Annotated in this window: 12 protein-coding genes; 9 read left to right on the forward strand and 3 right to left on the reverse strand. The window is 63.6% G+C overall.

Features of this window, described 5'->3' with window-relative positions; genetic code table 11:
• The first annotated feature begins 40 nt into the window (after window positions 1-40).
• From LC343_RS22270 to LC343_RS22285, 4 genes are read left to right on the forward strand one after another with little or no spacing between them, the layout of a single operon-like run.
• Window positions 41-1,312 carry an ABC transporter substrate-binding protein gene (locus tag LC343_RS22270; protein ID WP_223479386.1) on the forward strand — a complete coding sequence of 424 codons (1,272 nt, stop codon included), beginning with the start codon at window positions 41-43 and terminating at the stop codon, window positions 1,310-1,312.
• A gap of 57 nt (window positions 1,313-1,369) precedes the next feature.
• Window positions 1,370-2,251 carry a carbohydrate ABC transporter permease gene (locus tag LC343_RS22275; protein WP_223479387.1) on the forward strand — a complete coding sequence of 294 codons (882 nt, stop codon included), beginning with the start codon at window positions 1,370-1,372 and terminating at the stop codon, window positions 2,249-2,251.
• Window positions 2,244-3,104: a carbohydrate ABC transporter permease gene (locus tag LC343_RS22280; protein WP_223479388.1), complete on the forward strand. Its 861-nt coding sequence runs from the start codon at window positions 2,244-2,246 to the stop codon at window positions 3,102-3,104. Before LC343_RS22275 ends, LC343_RS22280 begins: the two co-directional genes overlap by 8 nt.
• A 3-nt stretch (window positions 3,105-3,107) precedes the next feature.
• On the forward strand, window positions 3,108-4,175 hold the full coding sequence (locus LC343_RS22285; RefSeq protein WP_223479389.1) for an ABC transporter ATP-binding protein: 1,068 nt from the start codon (window positions 3,108-3,110) through the stop codon (window positions 4,173-4,175).
• Window positions 4,176-4,345: 170 nt separating this feature from the next.
• Here the strand turns inward: LC343_RS22285 and LC343_RS22290 are convergent, their stop codons facing one another.
• Complete coding sequence (locus tag LC343_RS22290) at window positions 4,346-5,029, reverse strand: response regulator transcription factor (protein ID WP_223479390.1); 684 nt, start codon at window positions 5,027-5,029, stop codon at window positions 4,346-4,348.
• On the reverse strand, window positions 5,026-7,344 hold the full coding sequence (locus LC343_RS22295) for an ATP-binding protein (RefSeq protein WP_223479391.1): 2,319 nt from the start codon (window positions 7,342-7,344) through the stop codon (window positions 5,026-5,028). The genes LC343_RS22290 and LC343_RS22295 overlap by 4 nt, the downstream gene beginning before the upstream one ends.
• Window positions 7,345-7,538: 194 nt before the next feature.
• Between LC343_RS22295 and LC343_RS22300 the strand changes: the two genes are divergently transcribed.
• From LC343_RS22300 to LC343_RS22315, 4 genes are all read left to right on the forward strand, one after another.
• Window positions 7,539-9,164 carry a c-type cytochrome gene (locus tag LC343_RS22300; protein WP_223479392.1) on the forward strand — a complete coding sequence of 542 codons (1,626 nt, stop codon included), beginning with the start codon at window positions 7,539-7,541 and terminating at the stop codon, window positions 9,162-9,164.
• Window positions 9,161-9,778, forward strand: coding sequence for a TorD/DmsD family molecular chaperone (locus tag LC343_RS22305; protein ID WP_223479393.1), 618 nt, complete (start codon window positions 9,161-9,163; stop codon window positions 9,776-9,778). Before LC343_RS22300 ends, LC343_RS22305 begins: the two co-directional genes overlap by 4 nt.
• Window positions 9,779-9,837: 59 nt before the next feature.
• Entirely contained in the window at window positions 9,838-12,306 is a 2,469-nt protein-coding gene (torA, locus tag LC343_RS22310) for a trimethylamine-N-oxide reductase TorA (RefSeq protein WP_223479394.1), read from the forward strand.
• Between the two features lie 97 nt (window positions 12,307-12,403).
• Window positions 12,404-12,922, forward strand: coding sequence for a DUF2478 domain-containing protein (locus tag LC343_RS22315; RefSeq protein ID WP_223479395.1), 519 nt, complete (start codon window positions 12,404-12,406; stop codon window positions 12,920-12,922).
• Between the two features lie 329 nt (window positions 12,923-13,251).
• Here the strand turns inward: LC343_RS22315 and LC343_RS22320 are convergent, their stop codons facing one another.
• A complete protein-coding gene (locus LC343_RS22320; RefSeq protein ID WP_223479396.1) occupies window positions 13,252-14,094 on the reverse strand; it encodes a MurR/RpiR family transcriptional regulator in 843 nt (280 codons plus the stop codon).
• A gap of 163 nt (window positions 14,095-14,257) precedes the next feature.
• Here LC343_RS22320 and LC343_RS22325 point away from each other — a divergent pair, with 163 nt between their 5' ends.
• A complete protein-coding gene (locus tag LC343_RS22325; RefSeq protein ID WP_223479397.1) occupies window positions 14,258-15,553 on the forward strand; it encodes an ABC transporter substrate-binding protein in 1,296 nt (431 codons plus the stop codon).
• Window positions 15,554-15,559 lie beyond the last annotated feature (6 nt).

A 15,559-nucleotide genomic window follows, 5' to 3' on the forward strand; every position in this document is an offset into this window, starting at 1 on the left:
TATGTTCAACATATACGAACTAATTCCAAGGGAGGAGCCCATGTCCATGCTTTCGAGACGCAACCTGCTCATGACGGCAATCGCCGTGCCGGCGCTGATGACGGCCGGGCCGACGCTTGCCGCGGACGGCGAAGTCACCATCTCGCATTATTTCACCGGCGAACTCGGGCTCGGTGGCCTGAAGGAGATCTTCGCCGAATTCCAGGACGAGACCGGAATCGCCGTCAAGGACAGCCCGATCGGCCACGAGGACTTCAAGACGGGCATCCTCGTGCGCGCCGCGGGCAACAATTTGCCGGACGTCTTTTCCTACTGGGCGGGCGCACGCACGCAGTTCGTGATCGATTCGGACAGCCTGCGACCGATCGACGACATGTGGAATGCCAATGGCCTTAACGACGTGGTGGCGAAATCTGTCGCCGACGGCGCGACGCTGTATGACGGCAAGCGCTACCTCGTGCCGTTCGGCTACCACTACGCGGGCATGTTCTATAACACTGCCGTGCTCGAAGAGGCCGGCATCACCGAGATGCCGGAAAGCTGGGGCGATTTCCTGGCCATGTGCGAAACGCTCAAATCGAACGGCGTCACCCCGATCGCGCTCGGCTCGAAGAACCGTTGGCCGGCGCAGTTCTGGTTCGACTACCTGATCCTGCGTACGGCTGGACCGGACTACCGCGCCAAGCTGATGGACGGCTCCGCCTCCTATGACGACGATGAGGTCAAGAAGGCGATGGCGATGTGGAAGGAGCTCATCGACAAGGGCTACTTCGTTGACAACGCCAATGCAGACACGTGGACGGACGCCTCCGACAAGGTGGCGCGCGGCGACGCGGCGATGACGCTGATGGGCACGTGGATCACCGGCTACTGGAACGGCATCGGCCTTGAGCCCGGCGGCGATTACGATTTCTTCGAATTCCCGCAGGTTGAGGCAGGCGTACCGAACGCGGTTGTCGGCCCGGTCGACGGACTGGTCATCTCGGCCAACGCCGCCAATCCGGAAGACGCGGAGAAGCTGCTCAACTTCATGATCTCCGATACGGACGTACAGGCGAAGTGGGCCGGTATCCAGGGCGCGCTCTCGGCCAACGTCAATGTCGACGACTCGGCCTATACGCCGGTCATGCAGCACGCGCTGAAGGCGGTTGCCGGAGCGGATGCCTTCGTCTTCAACTATGACCTGTCGACGCCGCCGCCGGTGGCCGAGGTCGGACTTTCCATGTTCGCACGCTTCATGGATGATCCGTCCAAGGTGGACGACATCCTGGCCCAGGCGTCCGAGGATGCCGAAAAGGCCTTCGCAGAATAATCGACAATCCGCCCGGCCGTTTCGGCGGCCGGGCATCGTTTTTGGAGAGTGCGGTCCATGGAGCGCGAAACCGGCGTCTGGCGCCTTGTCTTCCTCGCCCTGCCGCTCGGCGTTTTCACACTTCTGGTGATCTGGCCGTTGGCCAGTTCGTTCTATTATTCCTTCACCAACTGGAACGGCTTCTCGGCCGAGTACGACTATGTCGGGTTCGAGAACTTCGCCAAGCTGTGGACCGACAAGCTGTTTTTCAACGCGGCCGTGAACACGGTGATCTGGATGGTGGCGGCGATCCTGCTGCCCACGCTTCTGGGGCTCGTTCTTGCGCTGTTGATCGACAGCCGCATCCCGGGCGGATCGGTGTTCAAGTCGATCTTCTATTTCCCGATCTGCCTGTCGGCGGTCGTCGTCGGCCAGATCTGGATCTGGATCTACCAGCCCGACTGGGGGCTTCTGAACACCGCCGTCAACGCGGCTGTCGGCAGCGACCTGTCGTTCGCCTGGCTGGCAAAGCCCGGCACGGCGCTCGGCTCGGTCATCGTCGCGTGGTCGTGGCAGCAGACGGGGCTTTCCATGGTCATCTACCTGGCCGGTCTGACCTCGATTTCCGAGGACCTGCTGGAAGTTTGCGAGATCGAGGGCGCCTCGATCTGGCAGCGCATCCGCATCGTCGTCATCCCGCTTCTGACGCCGGCAACCGTTGTGGTCGTCGCGCTCTCGGTCATCAATTCGCTGAAGGGCTTCGAGATCCTCTACATCATGACCGGGGGCGGGCCGTTCAACTCCTCCGACACGCTCGCCATGCACATGTACAACGAGTCCTTCAAGAAATATCTGATGGGCTACGGCAGCGCGATCTCCGTCGTGCTGTTCCTCGTGGCGCTGACGATCATCGGCATCTATTTCCGCGAACTGAAGAAAGTCGACGAGATCTATGGCTGACGTCCACGCCATCCATCCCGCCGGCAAGGAATTCAATCCGTGGCCGGCGGTCATCTTCATCGTGCTGGTGTGCCTGGCGCTGCTGTTCCTTGCGCCGACCGCGGGTGTGTTGCTGTCGTCGATCAAGACGACACGCGAGATCGCGCTTGGCGATCTGTGGTCGATCCCCGACCGGCTTTATCTCGGCAATTTTGCCGAGGTCCTGCAGAACCCGGCGGTGCACCGGTACCTGCTCAACACGCTGATGGTGGCGATCCCGGCGACGTCGGTGTCGCTGGCGCTCGGCGTGCTGGCGGGCTACGTTTTCGCCAAGCTGCCGTTCCGCGGCTCCGAGGCGCTGTTCCTCGTCATCATCGCCGGCATGTTCTTTCCGCCGCAGGTAATCCTGATCCCGCTCTATCGCCTGTTCAACGCGGTCGGGCTGATCGACACGCTGTGGCCGGTGATCTTCGTGCACATCGCCATGGGCCTGCCGATCTGCACATTGCTGATGCGCAACTTCTTCGCCACCGTGCCGAACGCCCTGCGCGAGGCGGCGATCCTCGAGGGCGCCAACGAATGGCAGGTCCTCACCCGTGTCGCCCTGCCGCTGAGCCTGCCGGCGCTCGCCGTGCTGGCAACACTGCAATTCACCTGGATCTGGAACGACTTCCTGTGGCCGCTGATCTTCACCCAGTCCGACGAAAAGCGCACCATCATGCTCGGGCTCGTCAATCTGAAGGGCCAGTACTCCGTTGCCTGGGGCGTGCAGGGCGCATTGTCGCTGATCGCCAGTCTGCCGACGCTGATCGTCTTCCTCTTCTTCCAGCGCTACTTCATCAAGGGCATGACCATGGGTGCGGTTAAAGGATAGAAAATGGCACGTCTGACAATCGAAAACATCACCAAGTCCTTCGGCAGTGTCCAGGTCATCAACGGCGTCAATCTCGACATCGCGCATCGTGAGTTCGTGGTCTTTGTCGGGCCGTCCGGTTGCGGCAAGTCCACCATGTTGCGCATGATCGCCGGGCTGGAAACCGTCAGTGGCGGCCAGATAAGGATCGGTGACCGCGACATCACCAATGTCGCGCCGTCGAAGCGCGAGATCGCAATGGTGTTCCAGTCCTATGCGCTGTTTCCGCACCTGACGGTGGCCGAGAATATCGGTTTCGGCCTGCGGTTGGCGAAGGTCTCGCGCGAGGAGATCGACCGTCGTGTCGCCGAAGTCGCCAAGACGTTGCAACTGGAGATGCTTCTGGAGCGCAAGCCGCGGCAATTGTCCGGCGGGCAGCGCCAGCGCGTCGCCATAGGCCGTTCGATCATCCGCAATCCCAAGGTCTTTCTGTTCGATGAGCCGCTGTCGAACCTCGATGCCGCGCTGCGCGTGCAGATGCGCCTCGAAATCGCCCGGCTGCACCAGCGTCTCGACGCCACGATGGTCTATGTCACCCATGACCAGACCGAGGCGATGACGCTCGCCGACCGCATCGTGGTCTTCAATGCCGGACGCATCGAGCAGGTCGGCACGCCGATCGAGCTTTACGAAAAGCCGGCCAACACCTTCGTCGCGGGCTTCATCGGCGCACCGTCGATGAACTTCATCGAGGCGAATATCGACACGAGCCGCGGCGCGCCCGCCGCCGCCTTCGGCCCGGCCATGCTGCCGATTGAGGCGGCGAGACTGCCCGAGGGTCCGATCCGCCTTGGCGTGCGTCCGGAACATATTTCGATCGCAAGCGACGGCGAGGCCGACTTCAGCGGCACCGTCGAGATCGTCGAGAAGCTGGGCGCGGAATCGCTCGTTTATGTGCAGACCGGTTTCACGCCGGAGCCGGTTACAATGCGTGCGCCGCCGCACTTGCAGGTGAGCCCCGGCGACACGCTTCCGCTCATACTGGACCGCGCCCGCATTCACCGCTTCTCCGCCGACGGCGCCGCCTTCTGAGTTCCTGGCGGCCGGGAGCGGCCAGTCTGCTTCCTTGCGCCGGTCGTCCTTTACGGTCTTCAGCAGCCCAAACGGTTCAGGCGTTCCCGCTTAAGTCATTGATCTGGAAAGGGCCATGGCTTCGGCTGACAGCGGAAATCGAACGACTTCAGCAAAGCTGTGCGGAGAGATCATCCATCCTCGATGAGACTGTAACCGAGACCGTGGACTGTGATGATTTGTGCGCTGCTGCCCCGCAGCCGGCGGCGCAAGCGCGAAATCAGGACATCGATGGTGCGATCTCCGTAAACCCACTCCCGCCCGCAGATGGCAATGCTGATCTGCATCCGGTTGCATGGACGGCCGAGTTCCCGGATCAGGCATACAAGCAGCCGTGTCTCGGCCGGCGACAGTGTTTCCGTCCTCCCGGCAACGCTGAGCCGACGCGACCGCGCGTCGAGATGCAGCGAATCACCGACGCTAAACTGCGTTTGCTCGCGGGATTTGTGGCGTGCAGCCAGGCAGGCTTTGATGCGCGCGCTCAGAACGACGGGTTCGACCGGCTTGCAGACGTAGTCCATCGCCCCCATGCCGAGGCCGAGGACCTGGTCGTTCGGTGAATCGAGGCTCGACAAGACAATGAAGGGAGCCTTGTTCTCATCCCGTATCTGCGGGGCAAGAAGCAACCCGTCCGTGTCCGGAAGGCGCCGGTCGAGGAGCACCAGGTCGAAGTCCTTCTCGGAGAGCGCCTTGCGGGCGGATTCACCATCGGGAGCGTAGCTGAAGCGGTGACCGAGTTGGTCGACGATGTCCTCGACCATGAGCTGTGCCAGAACGTCGTCATCTACGAGGAGGATGTCGGCTGTGTTGGTCATTCCGGGTCTTTCACAATGGAGTCCAGCGAACCTGGCGCCAAGCTGTGGACCAACACCTGCGTCCGTGCCGCTTCGAGCGCGGAGGCGTCCGGCGCCTCGGCTTCGTATGCATCTTCGAGTGCGCGCAGCGCCTCCGCCAACTCGGTCAGGCCGAATATCTTGGCGCCGTTTGCCAGCTTGTGCGCCCGGCTTGCGATCGTCGGGTCTTTCGCGGCGGACGTCTCCAGAGAGAGCATTTCCCTCAACTCCGACCAGTTCTCGGCAAAGGCTTCGGCCATGCGCCGTTGCGCGGAGAGGGACAGGCCGTCGAGCAGGGCCGTGCCCACCGGCGGCCGTGTGGGGATCTGGATCGCATGCGCCAGAGCGGCCGCGTCGAGCGGTTTTTCGAGGACGGCCGTAAACATCTCCGCCTCCTCGGGCCGGTCGCGGACCACGCCGACATTGGCGCTCAGCAAGAGCACCGGTTTTCCCCGCAACGCAGGGTCTGTTCGCAGGGACCGCGCGAAATCGCTCCCCGTGCCGTCCGACAGACGATAATCGACGATGAAGTAGTCATAGGCGTCGGGATGGGCCGCACAGAGCGCTCTTGCCTGGGCGAGATCGCCCGCATGATCGACCGAGAGGCCGAGGCGCTCGAGCATGGCGCCGGTCACGAGCCCGCTGATCGGATCGTCATCCACGACAAGACAACTGGCATCGTACTGCCCGCCATGGTCGCGCGGCACGGAAGGCTGCGGAGCGGCTTCGGCAGGAACCAGCGGCAGCCGGACCTCGACCGACGCGCCGGCCGATGTATCGAGTGCCATGATCTGTCCGCCAAGTGCGTGGGTCATTCGCTGCGCAATGGCGAGCCCGAGCCCCGAACCTTCGCGCCCGGTGGCACGCGGCCGGAGTTCGGCCACGCCCTGCGCCAGCATCTCGCGGATTTCCGCGGGCAGGCCGGGCCCGTGGTCATCAATGCGGAAGCACAGCGTGTCGGCATCGGTGCGCAGGCTGACCGTCACGCCCCGGCCGTCGTCATGTCTGAGCGCGTTCCGGACCAGGTTACCGAGAACCTGTTGGGTCATCGACCAGTCGAGCAGGACTTCCCCCGTGACCTCCTCGGGCACCATGTCGAGCCGAAGCGGGACGCCCTGCTGCCGGGCGAGGATTTCCTGCATGCGAACGCAATTCGCGAGCGCGTCTCCAATGGCGATAGGCTCTGGCCTCGGTTGCGGCGACTGATGCTCGAAACGCGAGAAGCTGAGCACGTTTTCAAGTGTCGCATTGAGGCCGCGGGCCGAGACGCCTATGAGTTCGACAAGCCGTTCCGCCTCTGCCGGATCGGCCCCCTCCAGAAGATCGGCGGCTCCGAGCACGCAGTGAAGCGGGCCACGGATCTCGTGGCTCATCGCGGCGAGAAAGAGCGACATGGTATTTTCGGCATCGCGTGCGCGTTCGACCGCGCGAAGGTGCTCGGTCACGTCGTGCAGCAGGATGATCTGCCAGCGGTCCAGCTTGTATACGGTATCCTCGACGCCACGGACACGGATGTCGAAACAGCGGCTGCCGTCTTCGGTCTGTAGCCAGACCGCGCTGCGACGTTCGCTCGGGATGGCGAAAATCTCGTCGATCACCGCCTGGAGTTCGCTGCGATGCGGCTGGAGCGCGAGGCGGTAGGTGAGGCCACCGGCCTCGGACAGGCCAAGAAACGACTGCAGCGCCGCCTGATTGGCGTTCACGAGCTGACCGTCTTCGTCGGCAATGAAGACGGGGCCGCGCAGGCTCTCGATGACCCCGAAATACTGATCGCGCTCGCGGGTGAGGCGGCGAACACTGTCGCCGAGCGCGGCATCCTTCGCGCCGGTCATTGCCCAGGGGGCGAGCATGGCCTGGTCCGCCTCGTCGAAGAAGTCTTCGAGCCGGTCCGCGAGGGACGGCTGGTCCGCCGGGCCGTCGCCGGACGACCCGTCTTCGGCGCGCAGCAATGGTCCGAGATGATCGAGATAGACACGGCGGTAGAGCCTGAACAGCCCATGATTCAGCTCGAGCGGGACACCGGAATCGTGATGCCGCCAGGCGATTTCCCGCAGGGAGTCGAACCGCTCGTCGCTTCGGTAGTTGTGCCGCCCGTCGAGGCGGCCATGGCGCAGCGGGTCGGACAAATACGCCACGATGCAATCGTTGAGGCGCTCCGTCGCTTCCGTCCATGCCGCCCGCATGGAACTTGTCTGGTCGGTGAAGCCTGTCTCCAGCGCGAGCCGCACCGTTTCCTTCACCAGCGCATCGCTCTCGCGGCGCAGTGTTTCGGACAAGCGGTCAGGGGACAAGGGCATCGTCATCTCGCTGGCGTTGGGGATGCTGGCGCTTCCATCAGTATATCGAGTCGTTGGCAAGGCGCATGCCCCAATCGCGCTGTGTTTACATGCCGTTTACATCTGTTCACAGGCTGTCAGCCTCTTATCGCGCTGTTGGTGCTACGCCATGCATGGCCGATGACTCCCAGTCGGCCAGACCGGAGGCACAGACCATGACTTTGAACCGTAGATCGCTAATGAAGATCGGGGGCGGCCTCGCCCTTTTGGGCGGCGTCGGATTTCTCGTGTTGACGTCTCCCTGGACCTGGTCGGCCGTCCATCCCGCCCGCGATCTCCCCGCGGTGGAGGGCGCCGACCTCGCAAATGGACGCGCCGTCTTCGTCGCTTCGGATTGTGCCACCTGCCATGCCACGCCCGGGCAGGAGGAGGATACGATCCTGGGGGGCGGCAAGACGCTCGACACGCAGTTCGGCTTGTTCCACATGCCGAACATCTCACCTGACAAGGAACACGGAATCGGCGACTGGACGCTGGCGGAGTTCGACCGCGCGCTGCGCCAGGGTGTCGGGCCGGACGGTTTGTTACCGGACGGGCAGAACCTCTATCCCGCGTTCCCCTACACGTCCTACCAGCGGCTGACCGGCGAAGACGTCCGCGACCTCTATGCCTACATGATGACATTGTCGCCCGAAGCCGACGAGGTGCCCGAGCACGAGTTGAAGTTCCCCTTCAATATCCGCCGCGGCGTCGGCGTCTGGCGGCTTGCCTTTCTGGACGGAAAGCCGTTCGAGCCCGGTCCGGTCCCCGAAGGGGTGGACGAGGCGACCTACCATGAGGGCGCGTATCTGGTCGAAGGCGCGGGCCACTGTGCCGAATGCCATTCGCCGCGCGGCTTCATGGGGAACGTGATCGCATCGAAGCGCTATGGCGGCGGACCGAATACCGACGGCACCGGCTATTTCCCCAACATCACGCCTGACGAGACCGGAATCGGTTTCTGGTCCGCGGCGTCGATCGCGAACTATCTGCACACGGGTGTGAACCCGATCGGGCGGACTGCCGATGGGGACATGGCGGAAGTCATCGAGAATACGTCGCGGTTGCCCTTCGAAGACGTGCAAGCCATGGCGCTCTATCTCAAGCACGTCCCCGCCGTGGACAAGCCCGCGCCCGGGATGCCTGAGCCGAACTATACCGCCGAGCTGGTGATGCTCGATAACGTCATCGCGGCGGCACCCGACCTGCCGACTTCGCCCGCCTCGGACATTGCCCAGGGGGCGCAGGCCACCGTGATCGGCACCAAGGATGTCTGGCTTGACGCGGCCGACGTTGACGGCGGCTCTGAAGAGGACGGAAAGCTTCTCGGCGGCGCGCTCGCCACGGTCGCAGCCCGTGATGGGGACAAGGCCGAACTGCGGCTGAAGGGCTGGCAGATGACCGACGCTCCGTCTGTGGTCTATCAGGCGAAGGGCCAGAGGGTCATGACGGCGGTTCTCTCGGATGCGGCGATCGAGGCCGTCCAGCGTGGCGAGCCCGAGACCGATGCCGATACGGGCCAGTCCTGGGTCCCGGTCGAAGTCACGCTCTGGTCGGATGCAACCGATCTGAACGCCGATCGCGATGCGGTGTGGGACTATAGCCAGGACACATACCAGAAGGCTTGTTCCGCATGTCACGTCCTGCCGCAGAAGACTCACTTCACGGCGAACCAGTGGATCGGCACGATGAAGGCGATGCGCCGCTTCACCTCCTTCACCGATGATCAGTATCGTCTGATCCTGGCCTATGTGCAGAACCATTCGAAGGATCTCAACACGAGTGACGGAGCGGTCGAATGAACGCCGCCCTGAAATTCGCACCCGTGGCGGATCGCGACACTGACCCTGATCTCGCCTTGGTCGCGGACTGGCTCGCCCTCCAGTTTCTGACCGCGCCCGATGCGGCACGCATCGGGGCAGGGCGCTCGACCGAGGGCCAGGCCGCGCTCCGGCAGATCGGGGTGCTTCTTGACCGCCGGGACGCAGCCGAGGCGCTCTGCCACAAGCTTGCGGACGGCAGCGCGCCCGAAGTGACCGTCGCGCTCCAGCGCCGGTACACAGCACTTTTCGAAGGCATATTCCGGCAGCGCGGCCTGCCGCCCTATGCCAGTGTCTGGGACGGAACGGGTCGCCTCTACGGGCCCGCAGTCGGCCGGATGCAGGCGCTTCTTCGCGAGCTGGACCTGCATCTTGACCAGACGTGTTGCGAACCGCCTGACCATATTGCCATCCAGCTTGCCGCATTGGCCGAGGCCCTGCGGCAGGGCCGGACCGAGCTGGTTCCTGCGCTGCTCGGCGAGCTGCGCTGGGCGGTCCGGTTCGCGGCGTCCCTCACCGCGGCGGATGGCAACGGCTACTACGCGGCCGTTGCGCAATTGCTGAACGCCTTCGTCGAGAAGGCAGAACAGAATTAATCGGGCGAGGCGGGCCCGGACCGGGCTCTTGCTTCGGTTTCGATCTGAAAGGACAGGCTATGACCAATAACTCCTATAAAACACTGGACGGTCCGATGCTTTCCAAGCGGAGCTTTCTCAAGGGATCTGCCGCCGCGCTCGGCCTTGCCGGCCTGCCGCTCTTTGCACGCGGCGCTGCCGCGCAGAGCGGGACGCAGGGTGTGCTCTCCGGCTGCCACTGGGGGGTCTTCTACGGGATGGTCGAGGACGGCCGCGCGGTGGAGTTCAAGCCGTGGGAGGAAGACCCTCATCCGTCGCCGCAGCTTCCCGGCGTGATGGACTCGCTCTATTCGGAATCGCGCATCCGCTACCCCATGGTGCGGCGCGCCTGGCTCGAACAGGGTCCCGGCGCCGATCCGGATGGCCGCGGCTCGGGCGATTTCGTCCGGGTGAGCTGGGAGAAGGCAATCGAACTCGTCGCGAACGAGATCGTGCGGGTGCGTGAGACCTATGGACAACAGGCGCTTTATGCCGGCTCCTACGGCTGGAAGAGCCCCGGCAAGATCCACAATTGCCAGACCCTGCTTCGCCGGATGCTGAACCTCACCGGCAGCTACACCAACAGCTCCGGCGACTATTCCACCGGCGCGGCGCAGGTGATCTTGCCCTATGTCTCGGGCTCGCTCGAGGTCTACGAGCAGTGCACGACCTGGAACAATCTCGCGGAAAACTGCGAGCTGATGGTGTTCTGGGGCTGCAATCCGCTCAACAATTCGCAGATTTCCTGGCAGGTTGCCGATCATGGCGCCTGGCCCGGTATCGCGCGCATGAAGGAAGCCGGCACGCCGGTCCTCTGCATCGACCCGGTCCGCACCGAAACCTGCGAGGCGCTGAACGGAGAGTGGATCGCGCCGCGTCCCCAGACCGATGTCGCGATGATGCTGGGCATCGCCCATACGCTCTACGAAGAGGGGCTTCACGACCAGGCGTTTCTCGACCGCTACACGGCGGGCTTCGACAAATTCCTGCCCTACCTTCTCGGCCAGAGCGACGGCACGCCCAAGACGGCGGACTGGGCGGCCGAAATCTGCGGCCTTCCGGCGGACACGCTGCGCGATCTGGCACGGCGTTTCGCCAGCAAGCGCACGATGCTCGCGCTCGGCTATTCGACACAGCGCCAGCACCATGGCGAGCAGGTCCACTGGATGCTCATCACGCTGGCCGCGATGCTGGGGCAGATCGGCCTGCCGGGTGGCGGCTACGGGCTGAGCTACCACTATTCCTCGGGCGGCTCGCCCACCCATACCACGCCGATCCTGAAGGCCGTCGACGATGCCTCGGGGCAGACGACCGAGGGCGCGGCATGGCTGGCGGGGGGCGGTGCGGTCTCGATCCCCGTCTCGCGCTTCGTCGAGACGCTGCTCAACCCCGGCAAGACGATGCAGTTCAACGGGCACGAGATCGAGCTGCCGCTCATCAAGATGGCCTATTGGGTTGGCGGCAACCCGTTCTCGCACCAGCAGGACCGCAATGAGATGCTGCGTGCCTGGCGCGAGCTGGACACCTTCATCGTGCATGATGTGCAATGGACCGCCTCGGCGCGTCATGCCGACATCGTGCTGCCGGCAACGACCTCCTATGAGCGCAACGACATCGAGCAGGTCGGTGACTACGCCCTCAGCCACATCGTTCCGATGAAGAAGATCGTGGAGCCCGTCTTCGAGGCGCGCAGCGATTTCGACATCTTCGCCGACATCGCCGAAAAGCTCGGCCAGGGCTATGCCTACACCCAGGGGCTGACCGAAATGGACTGGGTCCGCAAGATCTACGAGGCGGCCAAGATCGAATCCCGCGCCAAGGGCATGGAGATGCCGGTCTTCGATGTCTTCTGGGACAGCAACAAGCCGCTCGCCTTCCCCGTGACGGAGGCTCAGGAGGACTTTGTCCGCCATGCCGACTTCCGTGAAGATCCGTTGCTGAATGCGCTTGGCACGGCGTCGGGCAAGTTCGAGCTCTACTCCGTGGCCATCGAGAGATACGGCTATGACGATTGTCCGCCGCATGCGACCTGGATGGAGCCGATCGAACGCCTTGGCGGTCCGACCACGAAGTACCCGCTTCACCTGGCGGCGAACCATCCGCAGATGCGGCTCCACTCGCAGCTCTGCGGCACCGTCAACCGCGAAACCTATCAGATCGCGGAGCGCGAGCCATGCTGGATGAACCCCGCGGATGCGGAGCAGCGCGGCCTGTCCGATGGTGACGTGGTGCGGGTTTTCAACGACCGCGGCCAAATGCTTGCCGGCCTGAAGATTACCGACGAGATCATGCCAGGGGTCGTTCGCATCAACGAGGGCGGCTGGTTCGATCCAGAGAATCCGCGCGAGATCGGCAGTCTCTGTGTCTATGGTGACGTCAACATCCTGACGACCGGTGTCGCCACCTCGAAACTGGCGCAGGGTAATTGCGGTCATACCGGCGTGGCGGAAGTTGAGCTCTTCGAAGGCCCGCTGCCGGAGGTGACGGTCTTCAGCCAGCCGTCGGCCTGACCTTACGTGCCATGACCAGGCTTCCGGGCCGCCACCCAGCAATTGGGGCGGGCGGCCCCGAGGCAGGTGCCGGGCGTTGCAGCTGGGGGAAATGATCGTGAAACTTGGCTATGTGATGATGGAAGGGCGCGGTGCCGCAGGTCTGATCCTGGGGGGCGTCGCAGACCGGTTGCGCAATGAAGGGATCCGGCCCTCGGGCGTTGTTCAGGCAGCCCCTGTCGGACCCGGTCAACATCCCTGCGAGACCGCCCTGCGCGTCCTGCCGGACGGTCCGCTCCTTGTCATAAACCAGAACCTGGGTCCCGGCTCGCGCGGGTGCAGGCTGGATGCGGGCGCACTCGAACAGGCGGTCGCCGAGGTTTCGGCGCGTTTCGCCGGTGCCGATGTCCTGATCATCAACAAGTTCGGCAAGCAGGAAGGCGCCGGGCGCGGCTTCTGCAGCCTGATTGTCGAAGCGCTCGATCGGGATATTCCCGTGGTTGTCGGCGTGAACGGCCTGAACCTTCCGGACTTCCTGGCCTTTGCCGGCGATTTGGCGGAACAGCTTGCCCCGGAGGAGTCCGGTATAATCCGATGGCTCCGCGAGGATCGTATGGCATTGGTCAGTTCAGGCTGATCCCTCCTGGCAGCCCCTTCTCTCGCAGGGCTTGGCGGAACCTTAGCCGCGGTCCGCGAGCAACCAGAGCCAGACTCAGGATCACGAGCTTGCGATTTGAGGGCAGCTTAGGGCCAGAAGCGGACTATTCGCTGTAATATCCGCACCTGAACTCATTGAAGTTGGGATGTAATTGCGCGGCGGCGCCGGCCATTCGGGATCGCGTCCCCGTCCACACATGCCTTGGGCAAGCAATCGCCGGACTTCGCTCGATTCAGGCGCGGTTTGCCGGCCTCAAACCGGCATCAGTGAATTCTCACGAGACACATTTGCCACGCTCGCTCGGCCGCTCAGTCGAGCTCGTCTTGTGCGGTCGCCGTAATCAGCGTCTGGACGAGTGCTATTGCGGCGGAGATCGGTTGCAGGTGGCTTTTCGATTCTGAGCCGACAAGAAGAGTCGTCTCCGCATGCCGCGCCAGCGGGCTTTCTGCGGTGTCGGTGATTGTCAGGATACGGCGACCAACGACGTCGGCATCCATCACGACTTCCACAACGGGCACCGAATAGGGCGGAAACGCGATCGCGACCAGCAGGTCCTCACGCGATATCGTCGCGATCTGGGGCCCGGCCATCCCGCCTGAAAAGTCGAGCATCGAGCAGGCCCGTTCGGCGCGCAGCAGGCCATAATGAAGGTACTCCGCGATCGGGCTCGAGCGCCGCAGCCCGGCGATATAGACATGCCGGGCGGATCTCATCATCCGGATCGCCGTCGCGAGGTCGCCCAGGTCGCAGGTTTCCGACAAATGCTTGAGCGCCTCCATATGCGCGGCGACGGAGGCGTCGAGCAGCGCCTTCGCATCGGGCGGCGGCATCTTCGCGCTGTCCTCCAGCACCTGTCCGCGCACGCCGGCCTGCCCTTCGATCAGGCGCTGGCGAAAGACCCGCTGAAACTCCGAAAAACCCTTGTAGCCGAATTCCTTGGCGAAGCGGATCAGGGTCGAGGGCTGGATCTCCAGCTCGTCGGCGATCACCTGGGTCGTGTTGAGGGCGAAGCTGTTCGGTTCCTCCAGCGAGGCGCGCGCGATGCGTTGAAGATGCGGGCTCAGCGTCGGGAAACGGTCCCGGACCCGCTGGCGCAATCCGTCGAATGTCTCGGGCGCCGCAGGCCCGTTCGCGAAACTTTTTTCGTTCATTCCGAGTGGTATAGCACGCATTCGATGTTTGTGAATGAATTTTTCATTGACATGGATTGAATAAATTTTCACACTAATTGATACGGCGTTCAATTGGCCCGCGGGAGGGGTGTCGCGCCGGTTATGGCCCGCCAGAGGCGGGTCTGCTCAAGGGAGGAAATCGATGTCCAATAAGAAATTCTCAAGGCGAAGCCTGCTGACCGGCGCGACAGCGGCTGTCGGCGGAGTCGCCGCGTTTGCGGGTCCGTGGAAACACAATCGCGCCTATGCACAGGCGTCCGACAAGCCGATCAGGATCGGCATCACGTCCGATGCGAGCGGCCAGTACGCAAACTCCGGCGCATCCGACCGGCGCGGCATGCTGATGGCCATCGACGAGGCCAACGCCAAGGGCGGCGTGCTCGGTCGCAAGATCGAGTTCCAGCATCTCGACACCGAGACCACCGCCGCGACGGGAAGCCGTGTCGCCGAGCGATTGATCACCCGCGAGGAGTGCGGGTTCCTTGTCGGAGCGGTCAGCTCCGGCGTCGCCAACGCGATCAGCCAGGTGGCCCAGCGCTACGGCGTGATCTACCTGAACACCAACTCGTCCTCGCCGACCGAAAGCGGGCAGAATTGCCATCGCGTCAAGTTCGTCTGGGACGGCAACGGCACCAACTTCGCCAAGGCAGCGGTCAAGAACTCCATCGACGCCTATGGCAAGAAGTGGATGCTGCTCACCAATGACTATGGCTGGGGCCATGACACCGCAGCCGCGACGAAGAAGCTGCTGGATCAGTATGGCGGCGAGGTGGTCGAGGAGATTCTGGTGCCGCAGGGTACCCGCGATTTCAGCGCCGCGCTCCTGAAAATCCAGCAAGCCAATCCCGACGTGGTCGCCGCGGCTGTCGGTGGCGACGACCAGGTTGCCATGCGCCAGCAGGTCGCCCAGCTCGGGATGGGCTCCAAGCCTGCCTGGATCAATAACCAGCAGGACTGGCCGGACGTCTACGGCCTGCCGGTGGACAATCTTTTCGGTGTCTTCGGCACGACCTGGTATTACGGGCTCGATCTGCCCGGCGTGAAGGAGTTCGTCGAGCGCTACCAGGCGGCCTATCCGGATACGGCGATGCGGGTTCCGGGCAATGTCTTCTACAACGGCTATATGGCGACCCGCGAACTGCTCGCCGCCATCGAGAGGGCCGACAGCACCAACAATATCGCGGTCATCAAGCAGCTTGAGGGGCACAAGATGTCCGCCGAGAGCCGCATGCAGCATCACGATGCCTGGATCGACCCCGATACGCACCAGGTGCAGCAGACGGTCTATCTGGCGACCGCGAACACCGAGATGGGCGACAACAAGGACGACATGTTCAAGGTCCTCACCCAGTCGGCCCCGGAGGAGGTACGCGACGAGGGTGCTGCCGCTGCCTGCAAGCTGGAAAGCTACGACGAGACGCCAAGCTTCGACGCCTGAGGCTTG

The sequence above is a fragment of the Oricola indica genome (assembly GCF_019966595.1).
Lineage (GTDB): Bacteria > Pseudomonadota > Alphaproteobacteria > Rhizobiales > Rhizobiaceae > Oricola > Oricola indica.

What these genes read in the sequence shown, in the direction of transcription:
- LC343_RS22325 (WP_223479397.1), top strand. Translation starts at nt 14,258, where the DNA reads ATGTCCAATAAGAAATTCTCAAGGCGAAGCCTGCTGACCGGCGCGACA.
- LC343_RS22295 (WP_223479391.1), bottom strand. Translation starts at nt 7,344, where the DNA reads ATGCCCTTGTCCCCTGACCGCTTGTCCGAAACACTGCGCCGCGAGAGC.
- torA (WP_223479394.1), top strand. Translation starts at nt 9,838, where the DNA reads ATGACCAATAACTCCTATAAAACACTGGACGGTCCGATGCTTTCCAAG.
- LC343_RS22305 (WP_223479393.1), top strand. Translation starts at nt 9,161, where the DNA reads ATGAACGCCGCCCTGAAATTCGCACCCGTGGCGGATCGCGACACTGAC.
- LC343_RS22300 (WP_223479392.1), top strand. Translation starts at nt 7,539, where the DNA reads ATGACTTTGAACCGTAGATCGCTAATGAAGATCGGGGGCGGCCTCGCC.
- LC343_RS22275 (WP_223479387.1), top strand. Translation starts at nt 1,370, where the DNA reads ATGGAGCGCGAAACCGGCGTCTGGCGCCTTGTCTTCCTCGCCCTGCCG.
- LC343_RS22280 (WP_223479388.1), top strand. Translation starts at nt 2,244, where the DNA reads ATGGCTGACGTCCACGCCATCCATCCCGCCGGCAAGGAATTCAATCCG.
- LC343_RS22285 (WP_223479389.1), top strand. Translation starts at nt 3,108, where the DNA reads ATGGCACGTCTGACAATCGAAAACATCACCAAGTCCTTCGGCAGTGTC.
- LC343_RS22290 (WP_223479390.1), bottom strand. Translation starts at nt 5,029, where the DNA reads ATGACCAACACAGCCGACATCCTCCTCGTAGATGACGACGTTCTGGCA.
- LC343_RS22320 (WP_223479396.1), bottom strand. Translation starts at nt 14,094, where the DNA reads ATGAACGAAAAAAGTTTCGCGAACGGGCCTGCGGCGCCCGAGACATTC.
- LC343_RS22270 (WP_223479386.1), top strand. Translation starts at nt 41, where the DNA reads ATGTCCATGCTTTCGAGACGCAACCTGCTCATGACGGCAATCGCCGTG.